Here is a 17,781-nt window from a genome sequence, read left to right on the forward strand (position 1 = left end):
GTGAGCCTGATTGATGGCTAATTCAAGTGCGAAGGAGTAGATTCTAAGTGATGAATCAAGAACGAGAACGTTTTGTTGCCGCCAAGCGCAACGGTGACGGGGATTTGACCGAGTTCCAGACCTCTTCCGGGCGTGTACTGGATTACCAGCAGGCACTTCAGGAGGTTCAGTCCGGAAGCATTGAAGGGGTCAACGTATTCAAGGGAAGAGACGGAGAAATGTATATCCGCGGGGATGCTGACGGTGATCCTACGAACAACCTGGATCAGCTTCCGCAATTTTAGCCTGGCATAGATCACATATAGAAAAGGCCGGACAGGCGTCCATATGACGCTGCTGTCCGGCCTTTTCTATATGCTGGAGAAGACGGAAGGCTTCTCCAGGCCGAAACCGGTTGCACACGGGCGCGATTTTCTTTTCTTCTGCAAAAAGAAATAATTCCCTGAATTCTGCGCAACTTGTCGAAGGGTTAGCAGTATACATTAACAGCATGAATTACTTGGAGGGGCTTTACAATGAGATGGAGAAAAATTGCTCTGTGCGCGGTTGTGTTTTTCATGATGGGAAGCTCCTATTTGTTCGCTGACGCTGTGAACCAGAAGATCAAAGTATGGAGCAATGGAAAGGAAATAGCCGATGGCGGCTATCTGATTGACGGCAAGGCCTACATTCCGGCCAGAGAGGCAGGCGGTGTAATTGGCTGGGACGGCTCGGGTAAAGTGACGATCCTCAAGCCGAATGTTCATATAGTACTCTTCAAAGGCGACACGGTGTTCGGCAATGTCAATACAGGCAAACTTAAGATGAAGATCCTGACGCAGGTGGACAGCCTGAAGGACAGCATTGCTGCCGTGAAGGTGGCGATCACCGATCCCTCGGGGAATGTAAAGGATATACTGGAGGATGCAGGCGGCTCCAAGAATGAGGATTTCTGGTTCTCTACACCGGAATTCACCTATGATTTCAAGGAACCGGGCAAATACAGTGTAGGTTTCTTCATGAAGGCATCAAGGAACGGAGATTACATTCTTGTGTCAGAAAAGGTAGTTACGGCCTCGTCCAAGAATTAAGCCCTCTATGCAAATTGACCTGAACTTATCTTACGTGTTACGATACCAAATGTAGGATAATTCAATTAAAGTGAGGTATTACAATGAGCGATCACAAACATGAGCATGGCCATGAACATGGTGAAGCATGCGGTTGCGGACATGATCACGACCATGAGCACGAGGAGTTTGTGCTGACCTTGACGAACGAGCAGGGCGAAGATGTAGAAATGGTACTGGTGGAAACGTTTGATGTAGCCGAGAAATTATACGCTCTGCTGCTCGAACGCGAGAATCCGGAAGCAGACGGGATTATCCTTCGTATGGAAGAAGAAGACGAAGAGATGGTTCTGTACAACATTGAAGATGAAGCTGAATGGAAAGCTGTTGAAGAAGCTTATAACGAGCTGCTTGCCCAGCAAGAATAGATTTCAGGCATTCAATGCAAAACCCCGATACGAATACAGTATCGGGGTTTTGCATTGCCGTATGTCTTAAGGACAAGCCGGCTTAGGAGATAGGTTCTGCTTCGACAATAACCTTGATGTTGGTAATGCTGCGGTCCTCAGGGCCTTTGACGGGCAGTCCGATTTCTACATGGTCAATGATATAGTCGATATTATCTTGGGTAATAACTTCACCAGGGAGAAGAATTGGGATTCCCGGCGGGTAGACATAGATGAACTCTGCAATAATATAGCCTGCGGACTCCCGGAAAGGGACCAGCTGGGTGTCGGCGTAGAAGGCGTCTCTCGGGATTAGGGCAAGCTGCGGAATATTCGGCACCTGAACCTTAAGCTCATAGATTTCACCTTTGCTGTAATGAATCGCTGAGAGCACCTGCAGCGCCGCGAGCAGCTTATCTACCGATTCCTGTGTATCACCAGGAGTAATCAGGCAAAGAATATTATACATGTCGCTAAGTTCTACTTCGATGTTATACTTCTGACGGAGCCAGTTCTCGGTCTCGTAACCGGTAATCCCTAGATGGCGGACATGGATGTTCAGCTTGGTCGGATCATGATTGAAGGTGGCTTCTGTTCCGAGAATTTCTTTGCCGAAGCTGTAGAGTCCCTCGATTTCATTAATCGAATTGCGGGCATAATTGGACAGGGCGATGGTTCTCGCCGCCATCTCATGGCCGTTCAGGGCAAGGTTACGTCTGGAGGTATCCAGAGAGGCAAGCAGAATATATGAAGTTGAAGTGGTGGTCAGCATGCTGAGAATGGTCTGTACCCGCTGTGGGTTGACAAGGCCCGTCTTGGCATTGAGATTCAGTACCGAGCTCTGCGTCATGGAGCCGCCGAGCTTATGGACGCTGGTCGCTGCCATATCTGCACCGGCCTGCATAGCCGATACCGGTAAGTCCTCATGAAAATGAATCAGTACTCCATGTGCCTCGTCCACAAGTACGGGAACCCCGTAACTGTGGGCCAGGTCGACAATCGAACGCAGGTCGGCGCATACGCCAAAATACGTCGGATTGATAACGAGGACACCTTTGGCATCCGGATGGCGCCTCAAAGCCCGTTCGAGCGAGCTTGTGGTTATGCCGTGGTCTATCCCAAGATTCTCATCCTGTACAGGAGAGACGAAAATAGGCTTGGCTCCGGAGAAAATAATGGCCGACATCACAGATTTGTGAATATTGCGCGGCACAATAATTTTATCTCCTTCTGAGCAGACAGAGAGGATCATAGTCATGATGGCATTGCTCGTGCCTTGTACACTGAAATACGTGTAATCGGCGCCGAAGGCCTCTGCAGCCAGCTTCTGAGCTTCAAGAATAACCCCGGTGGGCTGATGAAGATCATCAAGCGGTGCAATATTGATCAAATCTATGGATAGAGCGTTATCGCCGATAAACTCACGGAATTCGGCATCGGTTCCTAGCCCCTTCTTATGTCCCGGAATATGGAATTGAACTGGATTTCCGGCGGCATGCTTTTTGAGAGCAGTGAAGAGGGGAGTAGCTTGTTGATTCATTTAATGCTGTCACAACCTTTCGCGAAGATTAGTTTTAGATTTCTCGCTGAAGCGGAAGTACCATCCCTTGGGGACGGAGTAGTCCCTTCTGCTTGAACAAGCAGTCATCAGTATAACAAATCAATCAACATAATACTAGGATGTGATGAAATGTCTGGCAAAGCAGCGCAACGTATGCATATCAGTTTAGCCTCTCCGTTCATTTTAGAAATGTGGATCATTATTTTTCTGGTCGAATTCGTCAAAGGATCGCTGCTGGTAGCCCTGCTGCCGGTCTATATGGAGAATATTCTCGGCCTGTCCGTAACGGTGGTCGGGTTCGCCTTTGCGCTGCAGTATCTTGGGGATAACCTGTTCCGCAGCCCGTTCGGCTGGGTGATGGAGCGCATCGGCTACCGCTGGACGATGACAGGGGCACTGCTGCTCCTTGTGGTGGCCGTAGGACTGATTATTTATGCCAAGGATGCAGTAACCTTATCCATCGCTTGTCTGATTCTGGGGATTGGAACCTCCCCGCTGTGGCCTTGTACGATGACTGGCATCACCGAACTGGCAGGCTCTACCCGGAGCGGCAGCAGCGGCGCGGCCATGGGGGCGGTAGAGATGGCTTCCCTGGCCGGAACCGGAGTGGGACCCATTATCGTTAATTTCATGATGGACCATGGCGGACAGGGCTACCGGACGGTCTTCCTGGTGCTTATGGGCTTCGCGGCCGCAGTGGTCATAGTGGCCCTGTTTCTGCCGTCAAAGATCGGCGGTCATGCGCCGCGTGTTGTCCGTGAGATGACGGCTGAGGGGCCTCCGGTGCCGCGTAAGCCGCTGCGCCCCCTGCAGAGTCTGAAGCGGACCTGGCAGCAGGTCACTTCCTCTCTGAAGGTAAGCCGGCTGCTCTTCCCGGCCCTGTTCCTGCAGGCTTTTGCCATCGGTCTTATGACGCCGGTGGTCACCTTGTTCGCCCGGTCGGAGCTGCATGTCACCCCCAACCAGTTCAGCCTGCTGCTGATTGCCGGCGGGGGAATTACGGTGGTGACGCTTATTCCTGCGGGGAAGCTGGTTGACAAGATTGGTACATCCATCTTTCTGAATATCGGCTTCCTCCTCGCAGCCGGCTCCCTGGCGTTCTTCTCACAGGTCCGCTGGCTGCCGCTGGCCTTCGTGGCTGTGGCAATGGTCGGGATCAGCTATGCGCTGATTCTTCCGGCATGGAATGCCTTCCTGGCGAAGCAGGTGCCGGAGGGAGAACGCGGAACCGTCTGGGGACTCTTCCTGACGCTGCAAGGCTCGGGGATGGTGGCAGGTCCTGTGCTGTCAGGCAAGCTATGGGATACGGTTAGCCATAGTGCTCCTTTTCTGGCCAGTGCAGGAGTCATGGTTCTGTTATTCGGACTGCATCTCATGATTGTTCACCGGACGAAGCTGAAGCACGGCAGAGCGAACTGAGTACGTCAAGGGCCGGGGAGTGAACCCGGAGCGGAGTCCAGATAAAGTAAGCCGCAGGCAACCTGAATACCAGGCGAATGCGGCTTTTTTGGACCTTACAGACCAGGGAATTCGCTCCGTAGCAGGGTTTGCGTTTGGAAAAGGTGTAAAACGGGTAAAAATAGTCAATAAACCAAGTTACCGCTACATAAAATAAAGTATAAAATAAGTGTAAGCTGAACACAGAATCACGAGGTGCAAGGGGAGGTCCGGCAGTCTGTTCTGCTCTTAAGTTAGGCCGTAAAGCTGACGATGCTTAAATCAAGCAGTTAGGGGGGAGTGCCGTGAACAAAAACGACGAAGTGGAGTACTGCAATCTGGAGCTGCGGTTCGACAGACAACATATCCAGGATTTAATCAAGGATCTGATCAAGGAAGGCTATTCCCTTTACTGGAGTGAGAACGAGAGCGTTTTTCTTATTTCGGTGCGCACCGGCCGCAAGCTTGTGAAGCTGCGCTTCCAGCGGATCAAGGACGGCTTCAAGCTGGTGGGTGATTATATGATCCGTGATGCGCGCCTGGCAGAATGGATGGAGAAGCTGATTGGCGATATGAGAGGTCATGCTGTAGTCAAGCGCTTCCGCGACCGTCAGATCATTATAGAGAATATTTTATTCGGTGAAGTGATCCGCCTGGTGGAGATTTCCGGATACCAGCAGCGGGTCCTGTACCAGAAGGGACCGCTATTGTCGGATCAGGAGCTGACGAAGCTATTCTACTCCACCCATGGCGAGGAACGGATTCGTGACCACAGGCTTGCGGTTGACGAACAGCTCGACCGGCTGAGTGAAGCCATGCGCGGCAGCGACGCTGAAGCGGTGATGGATTGCACGGCCAAGCTGCAGCAATTGACCAGGGAGCTTGCGGCTCTGGAATGGTGATGTGCTAAGCGGGTTATTATATTTCAATTAGGGGCATCCCGCAGCGGGGTGTCCTTTATTCTGTCATTCTTGAGGCCGGGGGGTTCACTTCTGCGGACAAAACCGTTAAAATAGTCATTGTGAGCAATTTCCCTGATAGATCGAACTTTGTCAATGAAATTGATCTCTCTTTCGCAGGCAGAACTTTGCTGTCGCTGACAAAGGGTGGTATTCTTATACTGCGAGAAATGGATTTCACAAAAATACAGGGTGCAAAGGGTGGAGAACCAGATGTCAAAACAACAAATCGGCGTTATTGGCTTGGCGGTAATGGGCAAAAATTTGGCTCTTAACATCGAGAGCAAAGGCTTCAGCGTATCCGTGTTTAACCGTTCCCCGGAGAAGACACATGATCTTGTCGCAGAAGCAGAAGGTAAAAACCTGGTTGGCACGTTCTCCGTTGAAGAGTTTGTGCAATCGCTGGAAGTACCGCGCAAGATTCTGATCATGGTTCAGGCGGGTAAGGCAACTGACTCTACAATTGAGCAGCTGCTTCCATTCTTGGATCAGGGCGATATCATTATTGACGGCGGCAACGCTTATTTCCCTGACACTGTACGCCGCAGCAAAGAGCTTGAAGACAAAGGCTTCCGCTTCATCGGCACCGGCGTTTCCGGCGGTGAAGAAGGCGCACTGAAGGGCCCTTCCATTATGCCTGGCGGTCAAGAAAGCGCGTATAAGCTGGTTGAACCTATTCTTACGGCAATTTCAGCCCATGTGGGCGGAGAGCCTTGCTGTACATATATCGGGCCGGACGGTGCAGGACACTATGTCAAAATGGTGCATAACGGCATTGAGTACGGCGACATGCAGCTGATCGGCGAAGCCTACCATCTGCTGAAGGATGTCCTGGGTCTGGATGCCAAGGAACTGCACAGCACCTTCGCAGAATGGAACAACGGCGAGCTGGACAGTTATCTGATCGAGATTACCAAGGATATCTTCGCACAGTATGACGAAGAGACCGGCAAACCTATGGTTGACGTCATCCTTGATGCTGCCGGCCAAAAGGGTACCGGCAAGTGGACAAGCCAAAGCTCGCTGGATCTCGGCGTGCCGCTGTCCATGATTACCGAATCCGTCTTCTCCCGCTTCCTGTCTGCCATGAAGGAAGAACGCGTTGAAGCCAGCAAAGTGCTGAGCGGACCTGCGGCAGTAGCCTTTGACGGCGACAAGGCAGAATTCATCGAGAACGTACGCAAAGCATTGTTCGCCAGCAAGATTGTATCGTATGCCCAGGGCTTCGCCCAGCTGCGTGTAGCTTCTGACGAATACGGCTGGGATCTGAAATACGGCGAGCTGGCTAAGATCTGGCGCGGCGGCTGCATTATCCGTTCCCGGTTCCTGCAGAACATCACGGATGCTTACGAGAACAATGCCGAGCTGAAGAACCTGCTGCTCGATCCGTTCTTCAAGAATGTTATGGATAATTACCAGTCAGCATGGCGCAAAGTAATCGCTTCGGCTGTCACTCTGGGTATTCCCGTTCCGGGATTCGCCAGTGCCCTTGCCTACTACGACAGCTATCGTACAGAACGTCTTCCGGCGAACCTGCTGCAGGCGCAGCGCGATTATTTCGGTGCCCACACCTTCAAGCGCGTGGACAAAGAAGGCGTATTCCACCACAACTGGCTGGCAGAGTAACAGGCAGCCGTTCCGCTTAACTCACAGGGACCCGAGATGCTTTCCGCTTTATGCGGAGGGCTTTCGGGTTTTTTTGCAAATTTGCCGCCATTGTGCAAACTTTTCACCCTGTGTTATGATATGACAAATGTCGCGGCCTGGAGGTAGTTATGGACGATAGAAATATCATCCTCGTGGGGATGATGGCTACGGGGAAATCAACGGTAGGCGCCATTCTGGCCGGGGAGCTTGACTATGAACTGGTCGATTTGGATGCAGTGATTACCGAGAGCGAAGGCCGGAGTATTGCCGATATTTTTGCACAAGGCGGGGAGCAGGCTTTCCGGGAGATTGAATCGGCTGTACTGAAGAGGATGCTGCAGGGTGAACGCAGAGTGATCTCTACAGGCGGAGGTGCCGTGCTGGCACCGGGGAATGCAGAGGTTATGCTGGAGCATGGCTTCGTTGTGGCGCTAACGGCCACGGAGGAAGCGGTTATTGCCCGGGTCAGCGGGGATGAGAACCGGCCGCTGCTCGCCGGCAATGCCGCAGAACGGGTACGCTCCATTATGGAGCAGCGCCGGGAGGCTTACCGTTTCGCGCATTGCACGGTCGATACAACTGAGCGGAGTGTGGCCGAGGTCTCCGAATATATTTTAATGCATTACCGCGCCTGAGCTTTTAAGCGTGTTGGCGTTCGGGAGTAAGCTACGGCTTATTCCGTTTCATCCCATTCAATCATGCCGCCGCTGAGGTTCGAGCCTGTAATGCCGAATTGCTGCAGATATTCACAGACACGCTGGCTGCGGCTGCCGGAACGGCAGATGAAGATGATCTCGGTATCAGCCGGAAGCTGCTCCGTCTGCTGCGGGATCTGGCCCATCGGGATGTGCTGCGCACCGGGAATCATGCCGAAGGCAACCTCATCGTCTTCACGGACGTCGATCAGTAGAAGTTCTTCGCCGGAAGCGAGTCGCTTACGCAGCTCCTGCGGTGTAATTTGCGGAATCTCATTCATGGTAGTACCCTCTTTTCTGTCCGAATATTTATGGATTGGCTTCACGCTATGATAACACAACTGCGGATTACCCTGTCAAACAGGGCCGTACATACAGACCACTTTATTTGAAGGAGCGCTTATACTATGGACGTTATTGTTAGGCCCACGCCGACGCTGCAAGGAGAATTCGGAGCCCTGTCATCCAAAAACTATACTACCCGCTATCTGCTGGTAGCCGCTCTGTCTGAAGGAGTCAGTACGATTTACCATCCCGCACACAGCGAGGACAGCGATGCTATCCGCAGATGTATCGCCGATCTCGGCGCTGTGCTGACTGAAGATGAAGAGAAAATTGTAGTTCAAGGGTTCGGGCGCCATCCCCGTGATGTCAAAGAGCTGAATGTCGGGAATGCCGGCGCCGTGCTTCGTTTCCTGATGGCAGTGGCTGCGCTCAGCCCTGAGGTTACGTTCGTGAATACCTACCCGGATTCCCTTGGTAAGCGGCCGCATGATGACCTCATTCAAGCGCTCGGGCAGCTTGGCGTTGAGGTGGAGCATAATCAAGGAAGGCTGCCGATCACCATCCGCGGCGGTAAGCCGCAGGGGGGGCGGATTACCGTCTCTGGTGCCGTAAGCTCACAGTATCTCAGCGCACTCTTGTTCCTGACTCCGCTGCTTGAAGAAGACAGTGAGATCATCGTGCTGGATGATCTGAAATCCAAGGTGGTCATCGGCCAGACGCTAGAGGTCATGGAGCAGGCCGGGATTATCGTCCATGCGGCTGAAGATTACATGTCCTTCAAGGTGCCGGGCCGTCAGGCTTATGCCGCCAAGTCCTATACGGTTCAGGGCGATTATCCGGGATCGGCGGCTGTGCTTGCCGCCGCAGCGGTGACGAAATCGGATGTGACGATTCACCGGCTTGCCGAGCAGAGCAAGCAGGGGGAGCGGGCGATTGTCGATGTGCTGCGGATGATGGAGGTGCCGCTCACCCATGAGAACGGAACGGTACATGTGCAGGGGAACGGGGTTCTTAAGGCGGTAGAATTCGACGGAGATGCAGCAACCGATGCTGTGCTGGCTATGGTGGCAGCGGCCATATTCGCCGAAGGCACCTCACGCTTTTATAATGTGGAGAATCTGCGTTATAAGGAATGTGACCGCATCACGGATTATCTGGCCGAGCTGACCCGTGCCGGTGCGAAGGTCGAAGAACGGCGTGACGAGATTATTGTTCATGGTACACCGGAGGGGGTTGAAGGCGGCGTGACGATCAATGCCCACTATGACCACCGTGTGATTATGGCACTTACTGTAGTGGGACTGCGTGCCCGCCAGCCGCTGCTGATTAAGGATGCGCATCATGTAGCGAAGTCTTATCCCCAATATTTCGATCACTTGCGCTCATTAGGCGCCAATGTGGAATGGGTAGAGTGACGGAGACAGGCCAGTTAAGCATAGCTCCGCTTACCCGGGAGGATGTTACTTCGGTAACGGATCTTTACAGGCTTTCGATTACGGATGCTTTTGAAGGTGAAGGACTGGGTCACTTGGACAGTGAGATTCAGCAGGAGATCGAGTCCAAGATACGGATGGTTAACATTTCCCTGAATCCGCAGAACTCAGATACGTATTTCTGGGTGGCCCAGATGGACGGTAAGGTCGTCGGCACCATATCGTATGCCCCTTGCGGAGAGGATATCCGGGTTTGTACAGGAAATAAGCTTGATGCTGTAGGTGAGCTGGGCAGTCTATATGTTCTGCCGGATTATCAGGGACAAGGGATTGCTTCGGCTTTGATTGCCGAACTGATGATATTCCTCAGACAACAGGGGATTACTGCGTTCTGCCTGGACAGCGGCTATAGACGCGCGCAAACCAGGTGGCTGCAAAAGTTCGGAGCGCCCTATGCGGTAGTTAATGATTATTGGGGACCGGATTCTGTTCATATGGTGTGGCTGTGTCCGGTGAATGGAACAATATAGCGGGATCATGCAGATGGTTCGGATTTGGAACTTTTCCTGATGCGCGGTATGATGTAGGTATAGCTGAATCTGGTATGTGCCCAGATGCGCAATCAACGGAAGGGGTAATACACATGAGCTTTGAGAATCCTAGCAGGGATCAAATTGGAGACATTCTGGCTGCTGCAGGCAATATTGCCGTAGTGGGCCTGTCCGACAAAACAGACCGCACCTCTTATATGGTAGCCGGCGCTATGCAGAGCCGGGGCTACCGGATTATTCCGGTGAATCCGTCGGTAGACGGGGAGATCCTGGGCGAGAAATGCTACCATACCCTCGCGGAAATTCCTGAGCCGGTGGATATTGTGAATGTATTCCGCCGCAGCGAATATTGTGCAGCTGTAGCGCAGGAGGCAGCTGATATCGGCGCGCGTGTTCTCTGGCTGCAGCAGGGTATTATTAGTCAGGAGGCTGCGGACATCGCCGCTGCCCATGACATGATCGCGATCATGGACCGCTGTATCAAGGTGGAGGAAGCCATTACGATGAAGGGCCGTAGCCGGGGGTAATTGCTTCGAGGACAGCCGGAGGCGTACTTCCGGTTCCGGGAGTGATGCACGCGCTCCGGGCTATCATGCGGACCCCGCTGTCTCACCTGGAGGAGTTCCGTATTCGCAGAATAATAAGTTTTATTGAGTTTGATTTGCTATACTTTACTTAGACGAAGAACGTCCTTTATCCCATTTCCAGATGGGGAGGACGTTCTTTTTTTATTTTGCGGGAGGAGATTTCTATGGAATTTGAACAGGCACATGGTAACTTTCTGGAGATGCATACTAATGATAGGGGCGGTGAGCGGCGGGGAAGGCTGCTGCGCGGACATAACTATGCGGAGAAGCTGTTTTTGCAAAATGTATGGTGGCCTTTGTTCGAGTCACTGGAGCATTTGCACCCGGAGTATGAAGTTTATGACTGGAACCGGAAGTCACAATTTTTGGACTTTGCTTTTTTACCGCTGAATGGTGCGCGCTTCGGTATCGAATGTGACGGTTATCAGAGCCATATCAAGGATATGGACCGGGAGAAATTCAGCTATGCGCTTAACCGGGATACCTTCCTGACTGGAATGGGCTGGAGGCTGCTGCATTTCTCCTTCGACGATATCCAGCAGCGTCCCGAAGTATGCCGGATGCTGCTGCAACTGGCGCTCGCGCCTTATCTGGCCCGGAACAGGGCAGGCGGGGAGCACCTGTTGTCAAAAGAAAAAGAAGTCCTGCGTCTGGCGTGGCAGCTTGGCAGGCCGGTTCGGCCTAAGGATGTCACGGACATTTTTCAGATGAACTATAGAACTGCCCGCAAGCTGTTAAGCTCATTGAGCGCTAAAGGGATGCTACAGCCTGTTACTGGTGGAAGAGGGATAAGGTCCTATGAACTCCGGCCCATGCATCAGGATCAAACTTGGTGAATATACTCAGCTGCCCGCTCCTTAAGGCTGGAAAGTATAATTGAATCGTATTAAAGGAGTACTTGTGCGTTCTATGACACCTGTGGTCTATATGGTTGTATGGGCAAGCGGGATATTACTGCGAATGTATGGAGATGATGATTGCACTTTGTGCAATAGATTCCGCTGGAGAACCACTTTTATAAGGTTCTGTTGCACTTTGTGCAGTAGAAATTTGTATTTAGGTTGATATTGGCCGGATTCTGAGAATTCTAATGTACGAAGTGCAATAGATCGTTAATTTGAGGAGGATTACAGGTGATCTGATGTACAAAATACAATTGCGGCGTATTGCAGCGTAGTTCTCAGGTTACTTGTCCCGACCTTTCGCAACGAAGAGTGGCCTGCACGAATCACACGGATTCTTTTGACAAAAACTGCTGCAACGCTTACCATTCAATATAGAAAGAAAGGAGAGGGTCGCCTTGAATTGGCTCGGATCTTTGCAGCAGTTGGGCAGAGCCATTATGCTTCCTACCATGGTGCTTCCGGCGGCAGCTATTCTGCTGAGTCTGGGCAGCTTGCCATGGTCTGCATGGGGACTTTCTTCGGTATCCGAAGTGACGACGTACGCGGGGCAAGGAATATTCTATTTCATGCCTTATTTGTTTGCTGTCGGTGTGGCGTGGGGATTGTCCAATCAGGCCGGACCGGCCGGACTGGCCGCACTCGCAGGGATGTTCACTTATGACCGGATTGTTTCCAATATGGGAGACGGGGCTGTGCAGCCTGCAACATTAATTGGTATTATCCTTGGAATTGTAGCCGGTGTGGCGCATAACCGGTTTAAGAATATCAAGCTGCCGGAGGCGATCCAGTTTTTTGGAGGGTCGCGTTTTGTTCTGCTGTTCATGGGGTTATTCTCGGCGCTGTTCGCCTGGGTGATGCTTGGAGTGTCACCGCTCCTGCAGGAGCTGCTGAATGAACTCTTCAGGGTGGTGCAGGTTACCGGCGGATATGGAGTGTTTGTCTACGGGGTTCTGTACAGGGTGCTGACGGCCTTCGGCCTGCATCATATCCTCAATAATGTATTCTGGTTCCAGCTTGGCTCCTTCACGACGCCTGACGGCAGCGCTGTGGTGCAGGGGGATTTGCCGCGCTTTTTTGCCGGAGATCCTACAGCGGGTGTGTTCATGGCCGGACTGTTCCCCATTATGATGTTCGCCCTGCCGGCTATCGCGTTTGCGATCATCCAGGAAGCGCGCGAAGACCTTAAGCCCAAGATTAAGAAGACTTTTTTGCGTGCAGCCCTGGTATGCTTTCTGACCGGCGTATCGGAGCAGATTGAGTTTGCCTTCCTGTTCGCTTCGCCATATTTATTCGCACTGCATGTGGTTATGTCCGGTCTTGCTATGGTGCTGACTTATTCGCTCGGGATTCATCATGGCTTCTCCTATTCGGCAGGGACCATTGATTTCTTCCTCAACTTGCATCTGTCCCAGCGGGCCTGGCTGCTGATTCCCATCGGGATCGGGTATGGAATTGTCTACTACAATGTGTTCCGCTGGGCGATCCGCCGGTTCCAGATTCCTACGCCGGGCCGTGAAGAAGGCTCTGAGCTTGGGGATTGGGCGGGGAATATTCCGTATCAGGCTCCGCTGATTCTGGAAGCGCTGGGCGGCAAGGAGAACATTGTGCAGGTGCAGGCCTGCATTACCCGGCTGAGATTAACGGTGCATAACGACCGTTTCATAGATACAGGGGCGCTCAAGGGGCTTGGCTCCGCAGGCATTATCAAGCTGGGCGGCGGCAATGTGCAGGTCGTGTTCGGTACCTATTCAGAGCTGATCCGCGAAGAGATTGACAAGCTGATGCTGCGCGATCTGCCGCAGGTGCTGTTCAGTTCGCCCATCCAGGGGCGGATGATGCCGATCGAAGAAGTGCCTGACCATATTTTTGCCGCGAAGCTGGTTGGAGATGGAGTGGCCTTTTTCCCGGACAAAGGAGAGCTGGTCTCGCCCGTATTCGGCAAGGTGATGCACGTATACCCTACGATGCACGCAGTGGGCATTGCTACGCCTGAAGGCCTGGAGGTGCTTATGCATATAGGGATCGATACTTCGCAGCTTAAAGGGCCGTTCGAGGCGCTTGTACAGGAAGGTGACAGTGTGGAGCCGGGGCAGCTGCTGGTCCGGTTTGATCTGGCCTACTTGAAGGAGCATGCCGCTTCACTGGCGACACCGATGGTGATCACCAACCCGGACCGGGTCAAATCCTGGAGCTATGCTCCATTCAAAAACGTTAAAAAAGGGCAGTCTTCCGTCATGTCCGTGGTATTACATGAAAGCAATGTTGGAGGGATCGAAGCATGATACAAGGCATAGGCGCTGCAGCAGGTGTTGCCATCGGGAAGGCCTTTGTTTTGCCGAACTGGGAATGGAGTCTGCCGGACACTCAGGTGAACCCGGTGGATCTGGCCAAGGAGTTTGAACGTCTGTATGAAGGGATCCGTACCTCCAAGGACGAAATCGAGTTTATCAAAAAAGAATTCCGGGAGGTTGTCGGACCGGAGGAATCGAGTATTTTCGATGCCCATCTGGCGATTCTGGATGATCCTGTGTTCATGAGCGAAATCCGCGGCATTATCGAACGCCAATATAAAGCGGCCGAGGTGGCAGTGAAGGAAGCGATAGACCACTTTGTAGCGATGTTCGATCTGCTGGACGATGAATATATGAAGGAACGGGCCGTGGACATTAAGGATGTCGGCAACCGTCTGCTGAAGCATCTTCTGGGTGCGCCCGAGGTAACGCTGCCGTCTGATACCCAGCCCTATATCCTTGTGGCTAAGGAACTGTCCCCCTCACAGCTGGCCCATTTGAATCCGGCTTATGTGCTGGGCATCGTTACGATGATGGGCGGCAAAACCTCGCATTCCTCCATCATGGCCCGGGCGCTGGGCATTCCGCTGGTAGCAGGGCTGGAGAACAAAATCCTGACCCCGATCCAGACCGGGGACATGCTGGTGCTGGATGGAGAGACCGGAGCGGTGATGCTCCATCCCGATGAATCTACATTAAGAGACTTCACCTCCAGACGCGCGAAGCAGCAGAGGAAGCGGGAGCAGCTTGAACTGCTTGCTACAGTCGAGGCAGTTACCAAGGACGGTGTATCGCTGCGGCTGGCCGGTAATATCAGTTCGGTGAAGGAGCTGAACATGGCGCTGAAATATGGGGCCGAGGGAGTGGGGCTGTTCCGCACGGAGTTCCTCTATATGGACCGCAGCTCCTTCCCGACAGAAGATGAGCAATTCGAGGTGTACAAGCTGGTCGCGGAAAAAGTCGGCAAGGAGACCGTTGTCATCCGTACGCTTGATATCGGGGGGGACAAGCACCTGGATTACTTCCAGCTGCCGGAGGAGCAGAATCCGTTCCTCGGCTACCGGGCAATCCGGATCAGTCTGGACCGCAAGGACATGTTCAAAACACAGATAGCGGCGATTCTGCGGGCCAGCCATTACGGTAATGTCCGAATGATGTTCCCGATGATCTCCTCTGTCGAAGAGGTTCAGGCTGCCAAAGCGGTGCTAAATGAAGTGAAGAACGAGCTGGACAGCCGGGGGATTCCGTATAACCGCGAGATGAAGGTAGGGATTATGATTGAAGTTCCGGCCGCTGTAATGATTGCCGATCTGCTGGCGGAGGAAGTGGACTTCTTCAGTATCGGCACGAATGATCTGGTGCAGTATGTACTCGCAGTGGACCGGATGAATGAGCAGATTGCCCACATGTATCATCCTTACCATCCGGGCGTGCTGCGCATGATCCGCATGACGGTAGATGCGGCACATAGCGTGGGCATCGACGTCAGTGTATGCGGTGAGATGGCAGCGGACGAGCGTTCGCTCCCGCTCTGGCTGGAGCTTGGCATCGGCGTGCTGAGCATGTCGCCGCAGGCGTTGCTGAAGGTCAAGCACCGCACGCTGAACACGCTGGCTTCCGAGGCGAGGGAGATTGCGAAGGTGTGCTTCCGCAACCGGACCAGCACGGAGACGGAGGAGCAGCTCAGTGCTTATGTAGGGCGCAGCGGGTTCACCTTGGGCGGCGGCGGAGATTCCAAAGAAAAGACATCATAGCCTTAACGGCCGCATGTTAAAGGCTGAATTGAATATAAAGTCCGGCGTGGGGGTCAAGCGAGCCCAGACACACCGGGCTTTTTGCTGTACAGATCGGCGGAGGATCGTCCGCTGCACGGCGGATTGCTCCTATAACCCGGCCTTCTTTTCAAAAAAAGTAAAACCGTTTGGACTGCCGGACAGTCAGTATATACAGAAGTCAAAAAAGAAGGGGAGAGAGTTCCGGGATGGAGAATACGTGGGAAGGCGAGCGGGTGCGCCTCTTGAGTGAACAGGAACAGCTGTTTATCGGCCGGGTGCTGGAACAGAAAAAAATACTCTACAGCATCGCATACAGCTACTTACGGAGCGAAGCGGAGGCGCTTGAAATGGTACAGGAGACTACATACAGAGCCTGGGTCAAGCGTTACAGCCTGAAAGACGGGGACCGGTTCGCACCGTGGCTGACCCGCATTCTGATCAACTGCTGCAAGGATGAACTGAAGCGGAGGAAGCGGCTGGCTGCTCCTGTGCCGGATCGGGCGGGCGGCGGACTGCAGGAGATGACCAGTGACCGTAAGCTGGATATGGAGCGGGCACTCGAAGGGGTCAAGCCGAAATACCGTCAGGTTCTTGTGCTGAAGTATTACCGGGACATGACGCTGACTGAGATTGCTGCGGTGCTGGGCAAGCCGGAAGGAACGGTCAAGACCTGGCTGAACAAGGGACTGAAGCAGCTCCGCGACAAAATGAGAATAAGAGGGGGACTATAGAATGGTTAGAACGGAAGAAGATTTGCTGAAGGAGTACTATCAGAGTCTGTCAGCAGAAGCAGAAGAGATCGCTGAAATGAAGCTGAATACGGCGATTCGCAGAGGGTTAACCCGTTCACGCAGACCCACTAGGTCACTTACGAGCCGCTACGTTCTGGGTACAGTAGCTATCCTGGGGATTGTGCTGCTATTCTCCATTCCTTGGGCAGGCGAGAGGTTAAAGTCCCAGGGGGCTGCTCTGGATCAGGCAGCCATATTTCAGAGCTATGGGCAGTTTGAAAAGTACATTCCAGCTTTAATTAGCAACGCCACAGTATCTTCGGCAATCGAGACTGGCCTTGTACAGAGCATCAGTGGTGTTACCGCAGAGCAGAACGGATTTGTCCTGACCGTAGATGGAATTGCTGCAGATCAGAAGGGAATCATCATTTTGTATTCATTGCAGAATAATACAGAAGAGCGAGCTAATGTAAACTTTATGCAGCTTACAGGAAGTAGCTTGAATCCATTGCATAGTTCCCGGGGCGCCGGTACGGCAAGTACTCCAAATGGTATAACCTATGGTTATGAAGTATTGCAGTGGGAAAAGGGTTATAGTTCCCTTCCGGACCAAATCACGTTTGAACTGGAGCTTGGTGAGTATAAACAATTCTCCCCTGTTGCCGCAGATACCCAGCTGGCTAAGCTGTCTGTAGCCATCCCGCTGGACCGGGGCCAGATCGCCAAGTCGGGACAAACCATTCATGTTGACCAAACGATGGCTATAGACGGACAGGAAATCGAAATTAACGAGGTCTATCTCGCAGCCTCCGGCATTTATCTGGACTATTCCTGCAATCCGCTGAATTCCAAACAAATCTTTTCCATGTACAAACCGCGTATGCTAGTCGGCAGCGGCGGTGACTATACGAATCTTGAATTACGCTCCGCCAAGTTTACGGATAGTAAGAGCAGACTGATATTTTCGAACGACAGCCGCTCGACAGAGAGTCTTCAACTACAGATTGGTGGAATCCTGGCGTTGGATAAAGAGAAAACTCAATTAATTATTGATACGGAACAACAGAAAATCATCAAATCTCCTGATCAGAATTTGCATATGTCCCTCCACAATACTAATAAAGGCTCTACTATGGTTCTGGAATATTATTCCCAGGCCCAGAGTAACAGCATCTACAATACATTTATGCTGGATAGTACATTTACCGATGGAGCAGGTAAAGTTCATGAGACAGGCAAGTTCGACATCAGTATTCCACCTCGTAAAGAGCCGGAGAATGCAAAATTAATCCCTCATCTGAACTATCAAGGATTGGGCAGCAATAAATATCCCCAGCCGCTGACGTTCACCATAACCAGCTATCCGAACCTGATTAAGGAGAAGCTATCCCTCTCCATCCGGTAATTGCTGCCCGAATGACAACAAGCC

17 protein-coding genes are annotated in these 17,781 nt (G+C 52.4%); 15 read left to right on the plus strand and 2 right to left on the minus strand.

The annotated features are described in order from the left end of the window. Nucleotides 1-47 precede the first annotated feature (47 nt). From HQN87_RS00505 to HQN87_RS00515, 3 genes are all read left to right on the plus strand, one after another. Entirely contained in the window at nucleotides 48-284 is a 237-nt protein-coding gene (locus HQN87_RS00505) for a DUF3892 domain-containing protein (protein WP_173126119.1), read from the plus strand. A 231-nt stretch (nucleotides 285-515) separates the two neighbouring features. Next, complete coding sequence (locus HQN87_RS00510) at nucleotides 516-1,070, plus strand: copper amine oxidase (protein WP_173126122.1); 555 nt, start codon at nucleotides 516-518, stop codon at nucleotides 1,068-1,070. 83 nt (nucleotides 1,071-1,153) lie between these two features. Then, nucleotides 1,154-1,477, plus strand: a complete 324-nt coding sequence (locus HQN87_RS00515) for a DUF1292 domain-containing protein (RefSeq protein WP_173126126.1) — start codon at nucleotides 1,154-1,156, stop codon at nucleotides 1,475-1,477. 82 nt (nucleotides 1,478-1,559) lie between these two features. On the opposite strand, the gene HQN87_RS00520 is transcribed toward HQN87_RS00515, so the two are convergent. Continuing rightward, nucleotides 1,560-3,035, minus strand: a complete 1,476-nt coding sequence (locus HQN87_RS00520) for an aminotransferase class I/II-fold pyridoxal phosphate-dependent enzyme (protein WP_173126129.1) — start codon at nucleotides 3,033-3,035, stop codon at nucleotides 1,560-1,562. 150 nt (nucleotides 3,036-3,185) lie between these two features. On the opposite strand from HQN87_RS00520, the gene HQN87_RS00525 reads away from it, so the two are divergent. The 4 genes from HQN87_RS00525 (at nucleotide 3,186) to HQN87_RS00540 (ending at nucleotide 7,734) form a co-directional block, all read left to right on the plus strand. After that, entirely contained in the window at nucleotides 3,186-4,475 is a 1,290-nt protein-coding gene (locus HQN87_RS00525) for an MFS transporter (RefSeq protein ID WP_173126132.1), read from the plus strand. A gap of 323 nt (nucleotides 4,476-4,798) precedes the next feature. Next, nucleotides 4,799-5,395: a YkzI domain-containing protein gene (locus tag HQN87_RS00530; protein ID WP_173126135.1), complete on the plus strand. Its 597-nt coding sequence runs from the start codon at nucleotides 4,799-4,801 to the stop codon at nucleotides 5,393-5,395. 270 nt (nucleotides 5,396-5,665) lie between these two features. Next, the gene (gene gnd / locus HQN87_RS00535) at nucleotides 5,666-7,078 is read left to right on the plus strand and encodes an NADP-dependent phosphogluconate dehydrogenase (RefSeq protein ID WP_173126138.1); all 1,413 of its coding nucleotides are present in this window, start codon (nucleotides 5,666-5,668) and stop codon (nucleotides 7,076-7,078) included. Between the two features lie 149 nt (nucleotides 7,079-7,227). Further along, nucleotides 7,228-7,734: a shikimate kinase gene (locus HQN87_RS00540; protein ID WP_173126141.1), complete on the plus strand. Its 507-nt coding sequence runs from the start codon at nucleotides 7,228-7,230 to the stop codon at nucleotides 7,732-7,734. A gap of 38 nt (nucleotides 7,735-7,772) precedes the next feature. On the opposite strand, the gene HQN87_RS00545 is transcribed toward HQN87_RS00540, so the two are convergent. Further along, a complete protein-coding gene (locus HQN87_RS00545) occupies nucleotides 7,773-8,075 on the minus strand; it encodes a rhodanese-like domain-containing protein (RefSeq protein ID WP_173126144.1) in 303 nt (100 codons plus the stop codon). A gap of 126 nt (nucleotides 8,076-8,201) precedes the next feature. On the opposite strand from HQN87_RS00545, the gene aroA reads away from it, so the two are divergent. The 8 genes from aroA to HQN87_RS00585 all read left to right on the plus strand — a co-directional run bounded on the left by aroA (nucleotide 8,202) and on the right by HQN87_RS00585 (nucleotide 17,757). Next, nucleotides 8,202-9,494, plus strand: coding sequence for a 3-phosphoshikimate 1-carboxyvinyltransferase (gene aroA, locus HQN87_RS00550; protein WP_173126148.1), 1,293 nt, complete (start codon nucleotides 8,202-8,204; stop codon nucleotides 9,492-9,494). After that, on the plus strand, nucleotides 9,482-10,042 hold the full coding sequence (locus HQN87_RS00555) for a GNAT family N-acetyltransferase (RefSeq protein ID WP_173126151.1): 561 nt from the start codon (nucleotides 9,482-9,484) through the stop codon (nucleotides 10,040-10,042). The genes aroA and HQN87_RS00555 overlap by 13 nt, the downstream gene beginning before the upstream one ends. A gap of 113 nt (nucleotides 10,043-10,155) precedes the next feature. Continuing rightward, entirely contained in the window at nucleotides 10,156-10,590 is a 435-nt protein-coding gene (locus tag HQN87_RS00560; RefSeq protein WP_173126154.1) for a CoA-binding protein, read from the plus strand. A 224-nt stretch (nucleotides 10,591-10,814) separates the two neighbouring features. Next, nucleotides 10,815-11,486: a putative endonuclease domain-containing protein gene (locus HQN87_RS00565; protein WP_173126157.1), complete on the plus strand. Its 672-nt coding sequence runs from the start codon at nucleotides 10,815-10,817 to the stop codon at nucleotides 11,484-11,486. A gap of 464 nt (nucleotides 11,487-11,950) precedes the next feature. Next, nucleotides 11,951-13,837: a glucose PTS transporter subunit IIA gene (locus tag HQN87_RS00570; protein WP_173126160.1), complete on the plus strand. Its 1,887-nt coding sequence runs from the start codon at nucleotides 11,951-11,953 to the stop codon at nucleotides 13,835-13,837. Continuing rightward, nucleotides 13,834-15,600: a phosphoenolpyruvate--protein phosphotransferase gene (gene ptsP / locus HQN87_RS00575; protein ID WP_173126163.1), complete on the plus strand. Its 1,767-nt coding sequence runs from the start codon at nucleotides 13,834-13,836 to the stop codon at nucleotides 15,598-15,600. Before HQN87_RS00570 ends, ptsP begins: the two co-directional genes overlap by 4 nt. A gap of 227 nt (nucleotides 15,601-15,827) precedes the next feature. Next, entirely contained in the window at nucleotides 15,828-16,352 is a 525-nt protein-coding gene (locus HQN87_RS00580; protein WP_173126167.1) for a sigma-70 family RNA polymerase sigma factor, read from the plus strand. 1 nt (nucleotide 16,353) lies between these two features. Next, nucleotides 16,354-17,757: a DUF4179 domain-containing protein gene (locus HQN87_RS00585; RefSeq protein ID WP_173126170.1), complete on the plus strand. Its 1,404-nt coding sequence runs from the start codon at nucleotides 16,354-16,356 to the stop codon at nucleotides 17,755-17,757. The last annotated feature ends 24 nt before the right edge of the window (nucleotides 17,758-17,781 follow it).

The organism is Paenibacillus tritici, assembly GCF_013204885.1.
GTDB lineage: Bacteria > Bacillota > Bacilli > Paenibacillales > Paenibacillaceae > Paenibacillus_AQ > Paenibacillus_AQ tritici.

Excerpts from the sequence above, each read along its gene's own strand:
- HQN87_RS00510 (WP_173126122.1), top strand. The coding sequence starts at position 516 with ATGAGATGGAGAAAAATTGCTCTGTGCGCGGTTGTGTTTTTCATGATG.
- HQN87_RS00515 (WP_173126126.1), top strand. The coding sequence starts at position 1,154 with ATGAGCGATCACAAACATGAGCATGGCCATGAACATGGTGAAGCATGC.
- HQN87_RS00520 (WP_173126129.1), bottom strand. The coding sequence starts at position 3,035 with ATGAATCAACAAGCTACTCCCCTCTTCACTGCTCTCAAAAAGCATGCC.
- HQN87_RS00525 (WP_173126132.1), top strand. The coding sequence starts at position 3,186 with ATGTCTGGCAAAGCAGCGCAACGTATGCATATCAGTTTAGCCTCTCCG.
- gnd (WP_173126138.1), top strand. The coding sequence starts at position 5,666 with ATGTCAAAACAACAAATCGGCGTTATTGGCTTGGCGGTAATGGGCAAA.
- HQN87_RS00540 (WP_173126141.1), top strand. The coding sequence starts at position 7,228 with ATGGACGATAGAAATATCATCCTCGTGGGGATGATGGCTACGGGGAAA.
- HQN87_RS00545 (WP_173126144.1), bottom strand. The coding sequence starts at position 8,075 with ATGAATGAGATTCCGCAAATTACACCGCAGGAGCTGCGTAAGCGACTC.
- aroA (WP_173126148.1), top strand. The coding sequence starts at position 8,202 with ATGGACGTTATTGTTAGGCCCACGCCGACGCTGCAAGGAGAATTCGGA.
- HQN87_RS00555 (WP_173126151.1), top strand. The coding sequence starts at position 9,482 with ATGGGTAGAGTGACGGAGACAGGCCAGTTAAGCATAGCTCCGCTTACC.
- HQN87_RS00560 (WP_173126154.1), top strand. The coding sequence starts at position 10,156 with ATGAGCTTTGAGAATCCTAGCAGGGATCAAATTGGAGACATTCTGGCT.
- HQN87_RS00565 (WP_173126157.1), top strand. The coding sequence starts at position 10,815 with ATGGAATTTGAACAGGCACATGGTAACTTTCTGGAGATGCATACTAAT.
- ptsP (WP_173126163.1), top strand. The coding sequence starts at position 13,834 with ATGATACAAGGCATAGGCGCTGCAGCAGGTGTTGCCATCGGGAAGGCC.
- HQN87_RS00580 (WP_173126167.1), top strand. The coding sequence starts at position 15,828 with ATGGAGAATACGTGGGAAGGCGAGCGGGTGCGCCTCTTGAGTGAACAG.
- HQN87_RS00585 (WP_173126170.1), top strand. The coding sequence starts at position 16,354 with ATGGTTAGAACGGAAGAAGATTTGCTGAAGGAGTACTATCAGAGTCTG.